Raw genomic sequence first — 14,971 nt, 5'->3', positions numbered from 1 at the left:
TGCCCTGCCCTGCTCAGCGCTCCAGGCTTTCGAACCAGTCCAGCGCCATGCCGCTCCAGCCCTTCGGCAGGCCATGGCCGCCCTTGTGCAGGATCAGCTCCAGCCCGCCTGCCCCGCACTGCCAGCGCTTGCGCCAGACCCCGTCTGCTGCCTGATGGTCCGCGGCGTTGCTGGGACAGGCATTCTCCCGCCGCCACAGCTGCAGCCCCTCCCAGACATCGGCCTGCACGACACCGGCTTCAGAACCCGGGATCGCCCGGCCCTCCAGCGGCACAACCTTGTCCGCAAAGCCGTGGATATGCAGCAGCTGCACCGGGCCTCTGCATTGCTGCGTCATCGGCAGCCAGAAGCCGCCGGACACCGCCGCATAAGCCGCCGCGAACTCCGGTTGCAGGCAAGCCATCTCCCAGACCATCGAGCCGCCGCGGGAAAAGCCGCTCAGCAGCAGCCGGTCCGGATCGGCACCGGTGCGGGCGGCGGCATCCGCCAGCACACCGCGCAGGAACGCCGCATCATTGCGCGGGTAAGTGTTCCAGCCGTCGCGCACAGACCAGTCCGCGGGCTTGCCTTCCTTCCAAGGCAGCCCGCTGGGGGCAATCACAGCGTAGCCCCGCGCGGTAAGGGCCGTTACCAGCCCCTTGTTTGCGATCACCTTGGCGCCGCTGCTGCCATAGCCGTGCAAAAACATCACCGCAGGCCCGCCTTGCCAGCCGTCCGGCAGGGCCATGTGGTATTCGCCGCCCGCGATCCGGCAGGGGGTTTCGCCACCGCAGTCCGCCGTGTTTTCCGCCGCCCCTGCGGGCAACTCAGCGCAGGCAGCAATCAGCCCCGCCGCCAGCAGCCTCCGTATCCGGTTCAGCATCCGCGCCTCTTTCCGCCTGTTTCGGCGCCCAGAGTACCACACCAAACCGCGCCCGCCGCAATCCGCAACTCTTAAAAAAAACAGGCCGCCCGGTTCGGGCGGCCTGCACAACAATAACTTCAAAAAATGACCGGCTGCGGCTCCGCCGCCGGGCGCGTTCCCCCCCGGGTGCGCGCCTAGCCGCGGAACCTGCCAACCAGCCGTGCCGCCAGAGAGCCCGCAAACCAGCCCCCGCCGGCAGATGCCTGCGCGTAATCAGGATGCTCCACCACTTCGGCAGTCAGAACCCGGCGGACAGCCGCAAGAATTTCGGTATCGCTCGGCTCTGCGGGCTGAGCTGCCGTCATCTGACCCATTTCCGGCTGAAAACACTGTTCCATCTGGCACCTCCGCGGCTGTTTGCTTGTACAGGCGGCCTGTATTCCGGCGCCCTCTCATCTGCGATCCAGACTATCCTAATTCGCCGTTGACGTGCCCATTTTGTGTAAAATTAGTTAAAATCCCGAGCTGAAACGCAGGGTTCCGGCGACAGTACCGCAACAGGGGCGGCGATTGTTGACGGGTCTTGGAGAATACCCCCGGCTGAGGCACCGGAAGACGCGATTTTCATGCGCTATTACCGTCCGGAAGCACCCCGAACGATTCCCCTGAAACGCAGAAAGCCACCCACAAAGGGGCGGCTTTCGATCCCGGATCCGGCGATCAGCCTCAAACGGCTTTCTTGCGGCTTTCTTCCAGATAGATCTCGCGCAAGCGCTTGGCGATCGGGCCCGGAGTGCCGTCGCCCAGCTGCACGCCGTCGATCTCCACCACCGGCATCACAAAGGCGCTGGCGGAAGTGGTGAAGGCCTCATCCGCGTCCTTGGCTTCCTCAATGGTGAACAGGCGCTCCTCGATCTCCATCTGCGCCTCGGCAGCCAGCCGCAGCACCGCGGCGCGGGTGATGCCATGCAAGATGTCGTTGCTGAGCGGCCGGGTCACGATCTTGCCATTCTTGACGTAATAGGCGTTGTTCGAGGTGCCTTCGGTCACATAGCCGTCCTCGATCAGCCAGGCGTCATCGGCACCCGCCTTCTTGGCCATCATCTTGCCCATCGAGGGGTACAGCAGCTGCACCGTCTTGATGTCGCGGCGGCCCCAGCGGATGTCCTCGATCGAGATGATCTTGGCACCCTTCTGCGCGGCAGGGCTGTCGGCCAGGCCCGGCTTGTTCTGGGTGAACAGCACCAGGCTCGGCGGCGTATCAGCAGAGGGGAACACAAAATCCCGGTCGCCATCGGAGCCGCGGGAGACCTGCAGATAGACCAGGCCCTCTTCGATGCCGTTCAGCTCCACCAGCTTGCGGTGGATTTCCAGCAGCTCCTCCTTGGAGCAGGGCGACGCCATGTCCAGCTCTTTCAAGGAGCGCTCCAGGCGTACGGCGTGGCCGTCGAAGTCGATCAGCTTGCCGTCGAGGACCGAAGTCACCTCATAAACCGCATCGGCAAACAGAAAGCCGCGGTCAAAGATTGAAACCTTGGCTTCACCTTCGGGCAGGTATTCGCCATTCACATATACGGTACGGGTCATGGTAGTCTCCTCAGCCCCAGAGTTCTGCCTTCGGCGGATGCACCCCGGCGGCGTCAAATGTCAAAGGTTCCTCGCGGTCTTCGGCCAGAAGCAGCGGACCGTCAAGATCCGTAACCGCCGCACCCTGCGCCACAAGCGTCGCCGGCGCCATGGCGAGCGAAGATCCGACCATGCAGCCGACCATCACCTGGTAGCCCTCGGCCAGCGCCTGCTCGCGCAGCTTCAGCGCTTCCGTCAGGCCGCCGGTCTTGTCCAGCTTGATGTTGACCACATCGTATTTGCCCTTGAGCTTCGGCAGGCTCTCGCGGTCATGGCAGCTCTCATCGGCGCAAACCGGCACCGGGCGCTCCATGCCGATGAGCGCTTCATCCTCACCCGCGGGCAGCGGCTGCTCCACCAGCTCCACACCCAGGCGCACCAGATGCGGCGCCAGTTCGGCGTAAACCTCAGCCGACCAGCCTTCGTTGGCGTCGATGATGATCTTGGCATCGGGCGCACCCGCGCGCACTGCTTCCAGGCGGGGCATGTCGTCAGGGGTGCCGAGCTTGATCTTCAAGAGCGGCCGGTGCGCGTTTTCTGCCGCCTGCTGCTGCATCTTCTCCGGCGTATCCAGAGACAGGGTATAGGCGGTGATCTCCGGCTTCGGCTCAGGCAGCCCGGCGAGTTCCCAAACCCGCTTGCCGGCCTGTTTCGCCTCCAGATCCCACAGCGCGCAGTCCACCGCATTGCGGGCAGCGCCGGCGGGCAGCAGCGATTGCAGCTCTTCACGCGTGAAACCGGCGGGCAGCCCTTCGATCTCGGCGGTCACGCTGTCCAGCGTCTCATTATAGCGGGCATAGGGCACGCATTCGCCCCAGCCGGTGACGCCGTCCTTTTCGACCCGCACGGTCAGCACCTTGGCCTCGGTGCGCGAGCCGCGCGAGATGGTGAAGACCTGCGCCAGTTTGAAGACGTCCGGGGTGACGGTGATAGTCATGAAACTGCCCTTTCCTGCGGCCCTGCGCGCGAGCCGCGGCGGGCCTTGGCATGATGCCCGGCAACCCTGGCACCTGCCTTTTCATCTTTCCAAAAATACTCCCGCCGGAGGCATCCCAGGCTGTGCCTGCACACCTCCGGCGGGGCTGTTAGATCAGACCGCGGCCAGCGCGTCCACCAGGCGGCCGGCGCCGTGGCGGTACGGGTCAACGGCGGGCAGGCCCATGCGCTCTTCGACCTCGGCCAGGTATTTCACCGCCTCGTCCTCGGACAGGTGCTGGGTGTTGACCGAAATGCCGACGATCTGGCAGGCCGGGTTGGACCGCTGCGCCAGCGGCAGCGCCACTTCGCGCAGCTCTTCCAGGGTCGGAACATCATACTCCGGCAGGCCGCGCATATGGGTGCGGGTCGGCTCGTGGCACAGGATCAGCGCATCCGGCTGGCCGCCGTGCACCAGCGCCATGGTGACACCGGAGTAGGACACGTGGAACAGCGAGCCCTGGCCTTCGATCAGGTCCCAGTGGTCGTCGTCGTTGTCCGGGGTCAGATATTCGATGGAGCCCGCCATGAAGTCCGCCACAACCGCGTCCAGCGGCACGCCGTGGCCGGTGATCAGGATGCCGGTCTGGCCGGTGGCGCGGAAGGTCGACTTCATGCCGCGCTTCTGCATCTCTGCGTCCATCGCCATGGCGGTGTACATCTTGCCGACTGAACAGTCGGTGCCAACCGCCAGGCAGCGCTTGCCGGTGCGGTTCTTGCCGTTGGCGATCGGGTAGCCGACGGTGGGCACGCGCACGTCGTGCAGGGTGCCGCCGTGGGTCTGGGCCGCTGCCACCAGGTCGCCCTCGTCGCGCAGCAGGTTGTGCAGGCCGGAGGCAATGTCATAGCCCATTTCCAGCGCTTCGATCAGGACTTCTTTCCACGCGGGAGAGATCACGCCGCCGCGGTTGGCCACACCGATCACCAGGGTCTTGGCGCCGGCTTCTTTGGCTTCGGCCAGGGTCAGCTCCTTCAAGCCCAGGTCCGCGCCGCAGCCCGGCAGAGAGATCTGGCCGACGGCGTGATCAGGGCGCCAGTCACGGATGCCGATGGCAACCTTGGCGGCCAGCATGTCGGGCGCGTCGCCCAGGAACAGCAGATAAGGGGTTTCGATCATGGCGGGTTTCCTCTTCACTCTTGCCGGTGAGTTTGCGGAGATTCCCGCACAAGTTCATGTCTTTTCCGCTGCACGCCGCCGTCACGACGCAAGATCCTCCGGCATTTTTTTCATTTAGCGGCAGATTCCTGCGTTATGTCATCATTGCTGACATTATTTTCCTCCTCCAGCCAGGATTCGGCCTGAAGCACCCCGGTTTGGGGCGCGCCAAGCACGGCAATCGCCTGCTGAGAGCCGGTTTCCTCCGGCGCTTCGGCCTGACTGCGCCGCAGTGCGGCAACGCCCGCGACCATAAAACACAAGGCCGCGAGCAGGATCAGCAATCCATTTCCGTCAGCAATGCTGACCATATTCGGGGCGGCCAGCGTGCCGCCGAACTGGCCGACGTTCAAAAGGAACACCATCGCACCGCTCGCGGGCACGATCTGCGCCGGTTTCAACTGGTCGTTGGCATGGGCAGAGCAGACCGCGTACATCGGCAGGCTGGCCCCCGCGAGCACCGCAAATCCGATGACCAGCGCCTGCGGCGCGGGCGTCGCCAGCATCCACAGACAGGCTGCGCCACCGACCACGCCCAGCCCCACCAGCACCAGCCGCCGGTCGGTCTTGTCGCTGATCCAGCCGACGGGATACTGCACCACTGCGCCCACGATCATCGCCACCACCAGCACGCCGGAGGCCTCGGCCGCGCTCATACCGCGCGACAGCGCATAAAGCGGCAGCGCGATGAACCAGCCTGCCACTGCCGCAGCGCTGACCAGATTGCCGAGCACCGCCATCGGCGAAACCCGGTAGAGCTTGCGCACCGGCATCCGGTCCGGCACCTGGTATTCCGGCGCCTTGTTGCCCGACAGCAGCAGCGGCACGATCGACAGCGAAATCAGGATCGACACCACGCCGAACAGCAGGTTGCCGCCCGGATCGGGCAGCGCCACCAGCGCGGTGCCTATGGCCGGCCCTGCCATCCAGATCATGAAATAAATCGACAGGATCTGCGCCCGGTTGCTGTTTTCCGACTTCGCCTGCAGCCAGCTTTCGGTGATCACATACATGCCGGGATAGCAGAATCCAGCCAGGAACCGCATCGCCGACCAGGAATAGGGGTCCGAGGTCAGCAGGTGCAGGATCGCCGAGATCGACACCAGCGACGCCAGCGCCGAAAAGGCCCGGATGTGGCCCACCTTGGCCACCATCCCCGGCGCCATCACAGTGCCCAGCAGCGCGCCGGCCGGATAGGCCGCCTGCATGATCGAAATGGTAAGGCCGGAGAAGCCAAGCCCCGCGCCCCGGATTGTCAGCAGGGTGACCAGAAGCCCGTTGGCCACCATCAGCATCAGCATGCCCAGAAACAGGGCCCAGTTTTCAATGAATGCACGTCTCATGCCTGATTGCTCGCACGGGCACCCTGCTCTTTCGCGCCTGTTTGCGGCAATGTTTCCGGCGCCGCATCGCAGCGGCACTTTCTGCACGTGCAAAATTCCCTTGCATGAGGCTGCGCAACTTTCTAACACTTCAACCCAGCAGAATTGAAACGTCATTACCCGGAGGATTGCCCCATGAGCTTCCGCATCCAGCCCGCCGCTCCGGCGCGCCCCAACCGCTGCCAGTTGTTCGGCCCCGGCTCCAAAGTGAAGCTGTTCGAGAAGATGGCGGCCTCGGCGGCGGATGTCATCAACCTCGACCTGGAGGATTCGGTGGCCCCGGATGACAAGGACCAGGCCCGCGCCAATGTGATCGAGGCGATCAACAATGTGGATTGGGGCAGCAAGTACCTGTCGGTGCGGATCAACGGGCTCGACACCCCCTATTGGTACCGCGACGTGGTGGATATTCTGGAACAGGCGGGCGACCGGCTCGACCAGATCATGATCCCCAAGGTGGGCTGCGCCGAGGATGTCTATGCAGTTGACGCGCTGGTCACCGCCATTGAGCGTGCGAAGGGCCGCACCAAGCCGGTGTCCTTTGAGGTGATCATCGAATCCGCGGCGGGCATTGCCCATGTGGAGGAGATCGCCAAGTCCTCCCCGCGGCTGCAGGCGATGAGCCTGGGCGCTGCGGATTTTGCTGCCTCGATGGGGATGCAGACCACCGGTATCGGCGGCACCCAGGAGAATTACTACATGATCCGCGAGGGGCAGAAGCATTGGTCCGACCCTTGGCACTGGGCGCAGGCGGCGATTGTCGCGGCCTGCCGCACCCATGGCATCCTGCCTGTGGACGGCCCGTTCGGCGATTTCTCCGACGAGGACGGCTATATCGCGCAGGCCAAGCGCTCTGCGACGCTGGGCATGGTCGGCAAATGGGCCATCCACCCCAGCCAAATCGCGCTGGCGAACCAGGTCTTCACCCCGTCGGATGAGGCGGTGGCGGAAGCCCGCGAAATCCTGGCAGCAATGGAAGAGGCCAAGGCCTCCGGCGCCGGGGCCACCGTCTACAAGGGCCGTCTTGTCGACATCGCCTCGATCAAGCAGGCTGAAGTGATTGTGGCGCAGGCCGAGTTGATCGCGGGCAGCTGACGCCGGTCCGCGGCTAAAGATTCCAAGGGCGTCCCGGCGGGGCGCCCTTTCTGGTTGGAGAGATTGATGCCGGATTTGACATTGCTGCATACGGCGGAGGTGCATGTGGAAACCTTTCGGGCATTGGCGCCGGGGGCGGATCTGGACCAGCAGGTGCGCGCCGACTGGCTGGCACGGGCGCAGGGCGGAATCGATGCCGAACTGCGGGCCGAGATTGCCGCGGCCGTTGCGGCGGCTGATGGGCCGGTGCTGTGCACTTGCACCACCTTGGGTCCGGCGGCGGAGGAGGCTGGTGCCACCCGCATCGACTGGCCGATGATGCAAGAGGCCGCGCGCATTGGCGGGCCGGTGCTGATGGCCTATTGCCTGGAAAGCACCGCGGACCCTTCGCAGGCGCTGCTGCGGCGGGCGTTCGGGCCGCGCGATCCGCAGCTGACCTGCCTGGAGCTGGGCCATCACTGGCCGCTGTTTGAAGCCGGGGATGACGCCGGCTTCGCTGCGGCCATTGCGGCGGATACCGTCAAGGCAATGGGAGCGATGGATTTTGCCTGCGTGGTGCTGGCACAGGCTTCGATGGCCGGGGCGGCGGAGCTGCTGCGGCAGCGGGTTACGGTGCCGGTTCTGGCCTCGCCGGAGATTGCGGTCAAAGCGCTTCTTTAGGGGGGACGGAAGCGCCCGCCTTTAGGATCACGCACCTTAGCCCGGCCAAGGCCGCTGCCCTGCCGGTGTGTCTGGTCTGTATTTGCCTGTCTGCATTTTCCAGTTCAGCGGAGGCGGTAAGGGTTGGCGGCGCCGCCAATATGGCGGAGATGGACGGGCGTATCCGCCCCCATGCTAAACGTTGTCTCTGCACGGCCCCGCTGCCAGGCGGGAGCCCTGTTCCAAGGATGCCGGGGAGCCAAGCCCCGGCGGGTGATCGCGATCACGGGCAAGACTGCCTGAGGCCGCTTAAGATGTGGTGCAAGCAGCGTACGGCGGGTACGCAACACCTTCGTTGCGCTTGCCGCGGCTGCAGCGCAGTGAGTATTTAGGGAAAGATGAAAACCTGCCTCGCTTCATCTTTCCCCAAATACTCAAAAGTCCAACCGCGCCGCGGTCACGCCCGCATGTCCTTGGGCGAGCCCATCACCACATAGGTCGTTATCCCGGTCACATAAGGCGAGGTGCCGAGGATATCGGTGTGGAAGCGCTTGTAGCTGGGCAGGTCGGCGCATTCGACGCGCAACAGGTATTCGATGGTGCCGGTGATATTGTGGCATTCCACCACTTCCGGGGCCGCCTGCATGGCGCGTTCAAAGGCTTCCTGCGCCTCCTTGGTGTGCTCGCCCAGGCCGACACCGATGTAAGTGACGAAGCCGACTCCCATCTTCTGCCGGTCCAGCACCGCGCGGTAGCCGGTGATGACGCCTGCGCGCTCCAGCTCCTGCACCCGGCGCAGGCAGGCGGAGGGTGACAGCCCCACACGCTCGGCCAGCTCCAGGTTGCTGATCCGGCCATCGCGGGAGAGCTCTTGCAATATATGCTGGTTTATTCGATCGCTTTTCGCCATTAGTTGCGAAAATAGAGACAGGGCGCTGCAAAACGCAATTACATTTGGCAGTTTTCACGCAAGCATTCTGCGCATGACTCATGAACTCCTCACCGCGCTGGCGCTTTTCGCCTTTGTCTCCTCGATCACGCCTGGGCCGAACAACCTGATGCTGATGGCCTCCGGCGCCAATTTCGGCTTCCGCCGCACGATCCCGCATATGCTGGGAGTGGCGCTGGGGTTCGTGTTCATGGTGCTGCTGGTGGGCGCCGGGCTGGTGCAGGTGTTTGACGCCTTCCCGGTGAGCTACACGGTGCTGAAAGTGGTGTCGGTCATCTATCTGCTGTGGCTGGCGTGGAAGATCGCCAACGCAGCGCCGGTGGAGGCCAAGGGGGCGGAAGGCCGCCCGATGACGTTTCTGCAGGCGGCAGCTTTTCAGTGGGTGAACCCCAAGGCCTGGGCGATGGCGCTGACCGCGATCAGCGCCTACACGCCGGATCAGACCCTGATGGCGATCCTGCTGGTGGGGGTGATATTCGGCGCCATCAACTTGCCCTCGGTCGGGTCCTGGACAGTGCTGGGCCAGCAGATGGCGCGGTTCCTGACCAGTCCGCGGCGGCTGGTGCTGTTCAACTGGACCATGGCGCTGCTGCTGGTGGCCTCGCTCTATCCGGTGATCTGGCCGCAGTAAGGCGAGCGGCCCGCCCTCGGGGAGAGGGCGGGCGGTGTCCTCACTTCAAAGGCAGGCAGATCTCGGTCAGCAGATCCTCTGGCGCGGTGTCGCGGGGATCGTTGAGGTAGACCTCGTAACAAGGCTGGTCGGCGGGTTCCTCTCCGGACTCGGGCAGCCAGTTGCCGAAAAGGCTGTGATAGGCGGCGGCAAGGCCGGAATAGGGACCCTTGTACGTGAGAACGGCGGCGCGGCCTCCGGGCAGGGTCACCTCTTCCATGCCATCGGGCAGAGCATCGCCGGTGAACTCCGCCCCGGCAAAACTGCGCAAATCCGCCTCGGGGACGTCGTCGGGGCTGTCGAAATAGACGCCCAGCACGGCGCCTAGCTGGGGCCAGAGCTGGCGGCTTTCGCAGATCGCGCCGAGAGCCTCAAAGCTCTTGCCGATCTCATGGTAGGCGCCTTTGTGCGGCAGGCCTGCGAGGCGGCGGGCGGGGTCGGTGCGGGTGATCACATCATGCATCGGATAGCTTCCTGTTCTGAGGGTTGGGTTCGGCAGCCGCACCTGGCCGTCGCGGCGGAAGGCCGCCGGGCTGCTGCCGTAGGAGTCGGAGAATGCGCGGGAGAAGCTGCCCTGGTTCGGATAGCCCGCCCGGGCAGCCACCCGGGCGATGGGCATGTCCGACATCACCAGCCAGCTGGCTGCCCGGTGCAGGCGGATGCGGCGCACGGCTTGGGCGCAGGTCTCGCCGGTCAGGGCGCGGAACACCCTGTGCCAGTGAAACCGCGACATCGCCGCCACATCCGCGAGCCGGTCCAGCGACAGGTCGCCGTCGGTGTTGTCGTGGATGTAGGCCAGAACCCGCAGGATCCGGTTTTCGTAGCTGGCTGCCATCGGCGGCGCCTCCCCTCTCATTCTCTGCCCTCATCTGATGCCACGGCAGCAGATCACAAATCTTGCTGAGTTGCATCTTGCGGCGCAGGAGGCCATATAGCTGCAAACCTGCAGAGCAGAGGCAACATGACCCAGTATCTGGAATTCGAAAAACCGCTGGCCGAAATCGAGGGCAAGGCGGAAGAGCTGCGGGCGCTGGCGCGCGCGAATGAGGAAATGGATGTGGCGGACGAGGCCAAGGCGCTGGACGCCAAGGCGGCGCAGCTGCTGAAGGACCTCTATAAAGATCTGACGCCCTGGCGCAAATGCCAGGTGGCGCGCCATCCCGAGCGGCCGCACTGCAAGGACTACATCGAGGCGCTGTTCACCGAGTACACGCCGCTGGCGGGCGACCGGAACTTTGCCGATGACCTGGCGGTGATGGGCGGGCTGGCGCGTTTCAACGACCAGCCGGTAATGGTGATCGGCCATGAGAAGGGCAGCGACACCAAATCGCGGATCGAGCGCAACTTCGGCATGGCGCGGCCTGAGGGTTACCGCAAGGCGATCCGGCTGATGGAGATGGCCAGCCGCTTCAACCTTCCGGTGATCACCCTTGTGGACACCGCCGGCGCCTACCCCGGCAAGGGCGCCGAAGAGCGCGGCCAGTCGGAAGCGATTGCGCGCTCGACCGAGATGTGCCTGAAGATCGGCGTGCCGCTGATTTCAGTGATCATCGGCGAAGGCGGCTCCGGCGGCGCGGTGGCCTTTGCCACCGCCAACCGGGTGGCGATGCTGGAGCATTCGATCTACTCCGTGATCAGCCCCGAAGGCTGCGCCTCGATCCTGTGGAAGGATGCGGAGAAGATGCGCGAAGCGGCGGAAGCGCTGCGGCTGACCGCGCAGGATCTGAACAAGCTGGGCGTCAACGACCGCATCATCCCGGAACCGCTGGGCGGCGCGCACCGCGATCCCAAGGCGGCGATTCAGGCCGTGGGCGGAGCTATCCAGGAGATGCTGAACGAGCTGAAGGACAAGGACGCAGCCGAACTGGTCAAGGACCGGCGCCAGAAATTCCTGGACATCGGCTCTAAGGGGCTGGCGGCGTAACCGCCCGGACAGTTTGGTGAAATTCAAAGCCCGGCCTTTGCGCCGGGCTTTGCCGTTTCTGGGCCTGGCCGCCGCTGCGGCGGGGGCGCGGGAACAAATCCGGGTTTGGCGCATTGAGGTAGGGAGAGCTCTCCCTTTGCCCAGCCGGAATTTGATGCCATGACAACCGACAGCTTTTTCAACGACGCCCGCCGCAAGCGCCTGCAGGATGTGGACCCTTCGGATTTTGCCTGGGCAGTGCCGATCATGCGGACCGGGTATGCGGGCCGGGCTCTGGTCTATCTGGCCATTGCCGGCGTGTCGCTGTGGTCGATATGGCAGGGCGGCGAGGCCAAGGGCACGGCCGCGGCGCTGGAATGGCTGCAAGGCGGCTGGGGCACGGCAGTTATTATCCTCATCACGATCGGGCTGTTTGCCTATGCGGTCTGGCGCATGGTGGACAGCTTCTGGGATTTGGAGGCCTATGGCAGCGGCGCGAAGGGGCTGATCGCGCGCGCCGGGATGATCGTGACCGGACTGATCCACCTGGGCCTTGGCATTCTGGCGCTGTCGGTGCTGACCGGATCCGGCGAGGCGTCCGAGGGCGGCGGCGGCCTGAGCGGCTATTTCAACAGCGCTGCCGGGCAGACTGCGCTGGCCGTGGCGGGACTCCTGACCATTGGGGCCGGCGGGTATTACATCCGCAAGGCATGGCGGGAAAGCTACCGCGACCACCTGCGCGCCAACCCGGCAACCCTTCACATGAATACAGCATTAAAGGCTGGTGTGGCTGCGAACGGGGTGGTCATAGCCATCATCGGCTTGCTGATTCTGCAGGCGGCACTCTCCGCCTCAAGTGCGCCTGCGGGCGGCATCGGCAGTGCATTCGATTGGCTGCATGACAAGGTATACGGCCGAATTCTGGTGACGGCCCTCTGCGTTGGCCTGCTGGGGTTCGCCCTGTTCTGCCTGGTCAATGCCCTGTACCGGATCGTTCCGAAAGCCTCAGACAGCGCCACCGAAACATTGCGGGCGGCGCTGGAGAAGAGCTGAGACCTGCCCCCTAACCCGCCAGCAGCCTCAGCCCCTGAGTGACATCGGAACGCACTGCCAGCCGCAGGCCCGGCTCATCCCCCGCCTTGAGCGCGGCAATGATCAGCCGGTGGTTTTGCGGCGGGTCGGTGCGGCGCAGCCGGCCGTAAAGCGCCCGCATGGTGGGGCCGAGCTGCAGCCAGACGGTTTCAGCCATTGCCAGCATCGCCGGCGCCTGGGCGCGCAGGTAAAGGGTGCGGTGAAACTCCAGATTGGTGCGGATGTAGCCGACCGCATCGCGTTTGGAGACCATTTCCGCCACCGTCGTGTTGATCATCTGCAGCCGGTCGATCAGCGCGATATGCGCCCGCGGCAGGGCGCGGCTGGCCAGTTCCACCTCCAGGAGCGCGCGCAGGGCGGCCAGTTCCTCGATCCGTTCATTGCTGAGCTCAGGCGTCGACACCCGTCCCGAGGAGGACAGGAACAGCGCGCCCTCGGCCGCCAGCCGCCGCACCGCCTCGCGGGCGGGGGTCATCGAGACCTCGAACTCGCGGCCAATGCCGCGCAAGGTGAGCGCGGCGCCGGGTGTGATCTCGCCATGCATGATGCGGGTGCGCAAGGCGCGGTAGACGCGGTCATGGGCCGGGGCGGAGGCTGTGGCGGCGTCCTGGGAAGAGCGGGCGGTCAGGTTCATGCGCTCATGTGATCACAAAACACGCCCCGGTCAAGCGGGCAGATCCGCACGCGTGCCGGCGGCGGCCAGCCGCGGAACCGGTCAAGGTCGGCCGGACAGCCCGGCCAGGCTGAGGCCGGTACGCAGCCGCCGCAGCGGCGCCTGAGCGGAATACGGAAAGCCGGCCGCTGCCTGATCCACCGTCAGCGGCGCGCCTGAGAGTTTGCCGCAGGCCGCTGCCGCCTCCTCAAAGCTGCCGAGGGCGGCAAGGCTGGCGCAGTGCAGAACCAGTGCATGCTGGGCCCCGGGTTCCAGCGCCAGGGCCTCGGCGGCGGCGGCGGCAGCCTCAGCCTCCTGCCCGGCGGCGAGGCGGATGGCGGACTGCACTGTCAGAACGGCCGGCTGCGGCACCGGGTCGAGGCGGCGCACCTGGTCCAGGACCTTTTGCGCCGCACCGCCCTGCCCCGCCAGATGCAGCAGCCAGGCGCGGGTCAGCTGGCCCGAGGCATCATTGGGATAGTCTTCGGCCAGGGTTTCAGCGTGCTGCAGCGCTTCGGCGGATTGGCCGGCAAACTGCGCCGCCAGCGCCCGCAGGCCCAGCACCTCGGCCTGCGGCGGCAGGCCCGCGGTCATCCGCGCAGCCTCAGCGGCGCGCTGCGGCAGGCTGGCCACCGGGCCGGTCAGAGGATCCAGATGCCACATAGCGGCAAGCGCCTGTGCCTCCGGCCAGTCCGGTGCCATTTGCAGTGCCCGCTGCAAGGACTGCTTCGCGCCGCTGCTGTCGCCCTGCTGCATCAAGAGACGGGCGGTGAACAGCTTCTGAACAGCAGCGCCGCCGATCTCAGAACGTTCGAAATCAGGCAGCGGTTTGCCGAAATAGCGGACGATGCTGGCCGCCAGCTCCGGTGCGAGAGCGGAGACCGCCGGCTGAGGCTGGGGCGGAAGGATGCTGAGAGGCTCTGCCCCGGCGCCAGCCTGTAGAATTTCCAGAGACACCCCGTCCTGCAGTGGCCCCGGCAGATGACCTGTGACCACAAAATCCGCCTCCAGCAGCGCGGCTGCTTCGGCGGGCAGCAGGCCCTCGGCTGCGCGGGCGCTGGCGGGGGCGATAATGCGAATCCCTTCGGCCGGTGCCAGGCTGCGGATCACCTCCTCCGACAGCATTTGGGCAAAAGCGGGCTGCAGATTTTCGGAGGTGAAGGGCAGCACGGCGATGACCGGGCGGCCCTCGAACGAGGCCGCGGCCGGCTTGCCCGGTGCCGCCGTGGCAACGCTGTTCTGCCGGGCCGTCTGTTGCCAGCCCCAAAGGCCCGCCGCGGCGGCTGCGGCCCCAAGCACCCCGGCCAGAAGCAGCACCGCAGGCCGCAGGCCCTGGCGCGGTTTGGCCCGTTCAGGCTTGGGCGGCGGGGGGCTGCGGCGCAGGCTGGGCAGCGAGGTCAGTTCCTGGCCCAGAACATAGACATGCACCGGTTCGGGAATGTTCTTGACCTCATGCAGGCCCAGATCCTCGAACGCATAGGGGATACGGCCCTGCACCTGCCCGTAGGCAGCAGCCGACAGCGCCACTCCGCCCAGCGGCGCCAGCGCTTCCAGCCGGGCGGCGATATTCACGTCGTCACCGTAGACATCGCCCCGGGCAATCATCACCTCCCCCAGGGTGATGCCGATCCGAAGCTGTAGATGCCGGTTTCGGGCGGCGCCTGCCTGAACCTCTGCCGCGGCCTGAACCGCTGAAATCACGCTGGGAAAGATGGCGAGAACCCCGTCGCCCATAAGCTTGACGATGCGGCCTTCGTGGTTGCGGATCGCGGGGGCGATGAGGCTTTGCTGCTGCGCCAGAACCTGATTGAGCGTGCCGGCTTCGTCCTCGGCCATCAGGCGGCTGAAGCCGGAGACATCCAGCACGAAGATGGCAGCAAGGCGTCTTTGCGGTTTGTCTGGCACGGGCTGGCCTCAGGTACCGGGGCAACTGGAAACGGAAACGTGACGCGAGCTTAGCCCGCGCAGCCCGGCCCGCAAAGCACTGA

General features: G+C 65.5%; 15 protein-coding genes. 5 read left to right on the top strand and 10 right to left on the bottom strand.

Annotated features, from left to right (window positions below; genetic code table 11):
• Positions 1 to 13 precede the first annotated feature (13 nt).
• From AC4HIX_RS06685 to AC4HIX_RS06660, 6 genes are all read right to left on the bottom strand, one after another.
• A complete protein-coding gene (locus AC4HIX_RS06685; RefSeq protein ID WP_490398393.1) occupies positions 14 to 862 on the bottom strand; it encodes a CE1 family esterase in 849 nt (282 codons plus the stop codon).
• A 176-nt stretch (positions 863 to 1,038) separates the two neighbouring features.
• Positions 1,039 to 1,242 carry a hypothetical protein gene (locus tag AC4HIX_RS06680; protein WP_490398392.1) on the bottom strand — a complete coding sequence of 68 codons (204 nt, stop codon included), beginning with the start codon at positions 1,240 to 1,242 and terminating at the stop codon, positions 1,039 to 1,041.
• A 328-nt stretch (positions 1,243 to 1,570) separates the two neighbouring features.
• On the bottom strand, positions 1,571 to 2,431 hold the full coding sequence (locus tag AC4HIX_RS06675; RefSeq protein ID WP_490398391.1) for a D-amino-acid transaminase: 861 nt from the start codon (positions 2,429 to 2,431) through the stop codon (positions 1,571 to 1,573).
• Between the two features lie 10 nt (positions 2,432 to 2,441).
• Positions 2,442 to 3,407: an N-acetyl-D-Glu racemase DgcA gene (gene dgcA / locus AC4HIX_RS06670; RefSeq protein WP_490398390.1), complete on the bottom strand. Its 966-nt coding sequence runs from the start codon at positions 3,405 to 3,407 to the stop codon at positions 2,442 to 2,444.
• A 153-nt stretch (positions 3,408 to 3,560) separates the two neighbouring features.
• Complete coding sequence (gene dgcN / locus AC4HIX_RS06665; RefSeq protein ID WP_490398389.1) at positions 3,561 to 4,562, bottom strand: N-acetyltransferase DgcN; 1,002 nt, start codon at positions 4,560 to 4,562, stop codon at positions 3,561 to 3,563.
• A 110-nt stretch (positions 4,563 to 4,672) separates the two neighbouring features.
• On the bottom strand, positions 4,673 to 5,944 hold the full coding sequence (locus AC4HIX_RS06660; protein WP_490398388.1) for an MFS transporter: 1,272 nt from the start codon (positions 5,942 to 5,944) through the stop codon (positions 4,673 to 4,675).
• A 174-nt stretch (positions 5,945 to 6,118) separates the two neighbouring features.
• Here AC4HIX_RS06660 and AC4HIX_RS06655 point away from each other — a divergent pair, with 174 nt between their 5' ends.
• Together AC4HIX_RS06655 and AC4HIX_RS06650 are read left to right on the top strand one after the other, a co-directional pair.
• Positions 6,119 to 7,078, top strand: coding sequence for an L-malyl-CoA/beta-methylmalyl-CoA lyase (locus AC4HIX_RS06655; protein ID WP_475049811.1), 960 nt, complete (start codon positions 6,119 to 6,121; stop codon positions 7,076 to 7,078).
• 66 nt (positions 7,079 to 7,144) lie between these two features.
• Positions 7,145 to 7,738: a hypothetical protein gene (locus AC4HIX_RS06650; protein ID WP_490398387.1), complete on the top strand. Its 594-nt coding sequence runs from the start codon at positions 7,145 to 7,147 to the stop codon at positions 7,736 to 7,738.
• A 436-nt stretch (positions 7,739 to 8,174) separates the two neighbouring features.
• Here AC4HIX_RS06650 and AC4HIX_RS06645 read toward each other — a convergent pair whose 3' ends face one another.
• Positions 8,175 to 8,627 carry an Lrp/AsnC family transcriptional regulator gene (locus AC4HIX_RS06645; protein WP_490398386.1) on the bottom strand — a complete coding sequence of 151 codons (453 nt, stop codon included), beginning with the start codon at positions 8,625 to 8,627 and terminating at the stop codon, positions 8,175 to 8,177.
• Between the two features lie 73 nt (positions 8,628 to 8,700).
• Between AC4HIX_RS06645 and AC4HIX_RS06640 the strand changes: the two genes are divergently transcribed.
• Complete coding sequence (locus tag AC4HIX_RS06640) at positions 8,701 to 9,297, top strand: LysE family translocator (protein ID WP_490398385.1); 597 nt, start codon at positions 8,701 to 8,703, stop codon at positions 9,295 to 9,297.
• Between the two features lie 40 nt (positions 9,298 to 9,337).
• On the opposite strand, the gene AC4HIX_RS06635 is transcribed toward AC4HIX_RS06640, so the two are convergent.
• The gene (locus AC4HIX_RS06635; RefSeq protein WP_490398384.1) at positions 9,338 to 10,171 is read right to left on the bottom strand and encodes an AraC family transcriptional regulator; all 834 of its coding nucleotides are present in this window, start codon (positions 10,169 to 10,171) and stop codon (positions 9,338 to 9,340) included.
• Between the two features lie 126 nt (positions 10,172 to 10,297).
• On the opposite strand from AC4HIX_RS06635, the gene AC4HIX_RS06630 reads away from it, so the two are divergent.
• Together AC4HIX_RS06630 and AC4HIX_RS06625 are read left to right on the top strand one after the other, a co-directional pair.
• On the top strand, positions 10,298 to 11,260 hold the full coding sequence (locus AC4HIX_RS06630) for an acetyl-CoA carboxylase carboxyltransferase subunit alpha (RefSeq protein ID WP_475049804.1): 963 nt from the start codon (positions 10,298 to 10,300) through the stop codon (positions 11,258 to 11,260).
• Positions 11,261 to 11,419: 159 nt separating this feature from the next.
• Positions 11,420 to 12,292, top strand: coding sequence for a DUF1206 domain-containing protein (locus AC4HIX_RS06625; RefSeq protein WP_490398383.1), 873 nt, complete (start codon positions 11,420 to 11,422; stop codon positions 12,290 to 12,292).
• 10 nt (positions 12,293 to 12,302) lie between these two features.
• On the opposite strand, the gene AC4HIX_RS06620 is transcribed toward AC4HIX_RS06625, so the two are convergent.
• Both AC4HIX_RS06620 and AC4HIX_RS06615 read right to left on the bottom strand, forming a co-directional pair.
• Positions 12,303 to 12,965 (bottom strand): GntR family transcriptional regulator, encoded by a 663-nt coding sequence (locus AC4HIX_RS06620; protein WP_490398382.1) that lies wholly within the window; start codon positions 12,963 to 12,965, stop codon positions 12,303 to 12,305.
• A gap of 81 nt (positions 12,966 to 13,046) precedes the next feature.
• The gene (locus tag AC4HIX_RS06615) at positions 13,047 to 14,888 is read right to left on the bottom strand and encodes an adenylate/guanylate cyclase domain-containing protein (protein ID WP_490398381.1); all 1,842 of its coding nucleotides are present in this window, start codon (positions 14,886 to 14,888) and stop codon (positions 13,047 to 13,049) included.
• Positions 14,889 to 14,971: the final 83 nt, after the last annotated feature.

It is taken from the genome of Leisingera sp., from assembly GCF_982940295.1.
Note: the sequence above shows the minus strand (reverse complement) of the source record. Positions and strands in the feature narration are given on the sequence as shown.

Coding starts and splice junctions, on each gene's coding strand:
- AC4HIX_RS06630 (WP_475049804.1), top strand. CDS start 10,298: ATGACCCAGTATCTGGAATTCGAAAAACCGCTGGCCGAAATCGAGGGC.
- AC4HIX_RS06625 (WP_490398383.1), top strand. CDS start 11,420: ATGACAACCGACAGCTTTTTCAACGACGCCCGCCGCAAGCGCCTGCAG.
- AC4HIX_RS06655 (WP_475049811.1), top strand. CDS start 6,119: ATGAGCTTCCGCATCCAGCCCGCCGCTCCGGCGCGCCCCAACCGCTGC.
- dgcN (WP_490398389.1), bottom strand. CDS start 4,562: ATGATCGAAACCCCTTATCTGCTGTTCCTGGGCGACGCGCCCGACATG.
- AC4HIX_RS06635 (WP_490398384.1), bottom strand. CDS start 10,171: ATGGCAGCCAGCTACGAAAACCGGATCCTGCGGGTTCTGGCCTACATC.
- AC4HIX_RS06620 (WP_490398382.1), bottom strand. CDS start 12,965: ATGAACCTGACCGCCCGCTCTTCCCAGGACGCCGCCACAGCCTCCGCC.
- AC4HIX_RS06640 (WP_490398385.1), top strand. CDS start 8,701: ATGACTCATGAACTCCTCACCGCGCTGGCGCTTTTCGCCTTTGTCTCC.
- dgcA (WP_490398390.1), bottom strand. CDS start 3,407: ATGACTATCACCGTCACCCCGGACGTCTTCAAACTGGCGCAGGTCTTC.
- AC4HIX_RS06650 (WP_490398387.1), top strand. CDS start 7,145: ATGCCGGATTTGACATTGCTGCATACGGCGGAGGTGCATGTGGAAACC.
- AC4HIX_RS06680 (WP_490398392.1), bottom strand. CDS start 1,242: ATGGAACAGTGTTTTCAGCCGGAAATGGGTCAGATGACGGCAGCTCAG.
- AC4HIX_RS06660 (WP_490398388.1), bottom strand. CDS start 5,944: ATGAGACGTGCATTCATTGAAAACTGGGCCCTGTTTCTGGGCATGCTG.
- AC4HIX_RS06645 (WP_490398386.1), bottom strand. CDS start 8,627: ATGGCGAAAAGCGATCGAATAAACCAGCATATATTGCAAGAGCTCTCC.
- AC4HIX_RS06685 (WP_490398393.1), bottom strand. CDS start 862: ATGCTGAACCGGATACGGAGGCTGCTGGCGGCGGGGCTGATTGCTGCC.
- AC4HIX_RS06675 (WP_490398391.1), bottom strand. CDS start 2,431: ATGACCCGTACCGTATATGTGAATGGCGAATACCTGCCCGAAGGTGAA.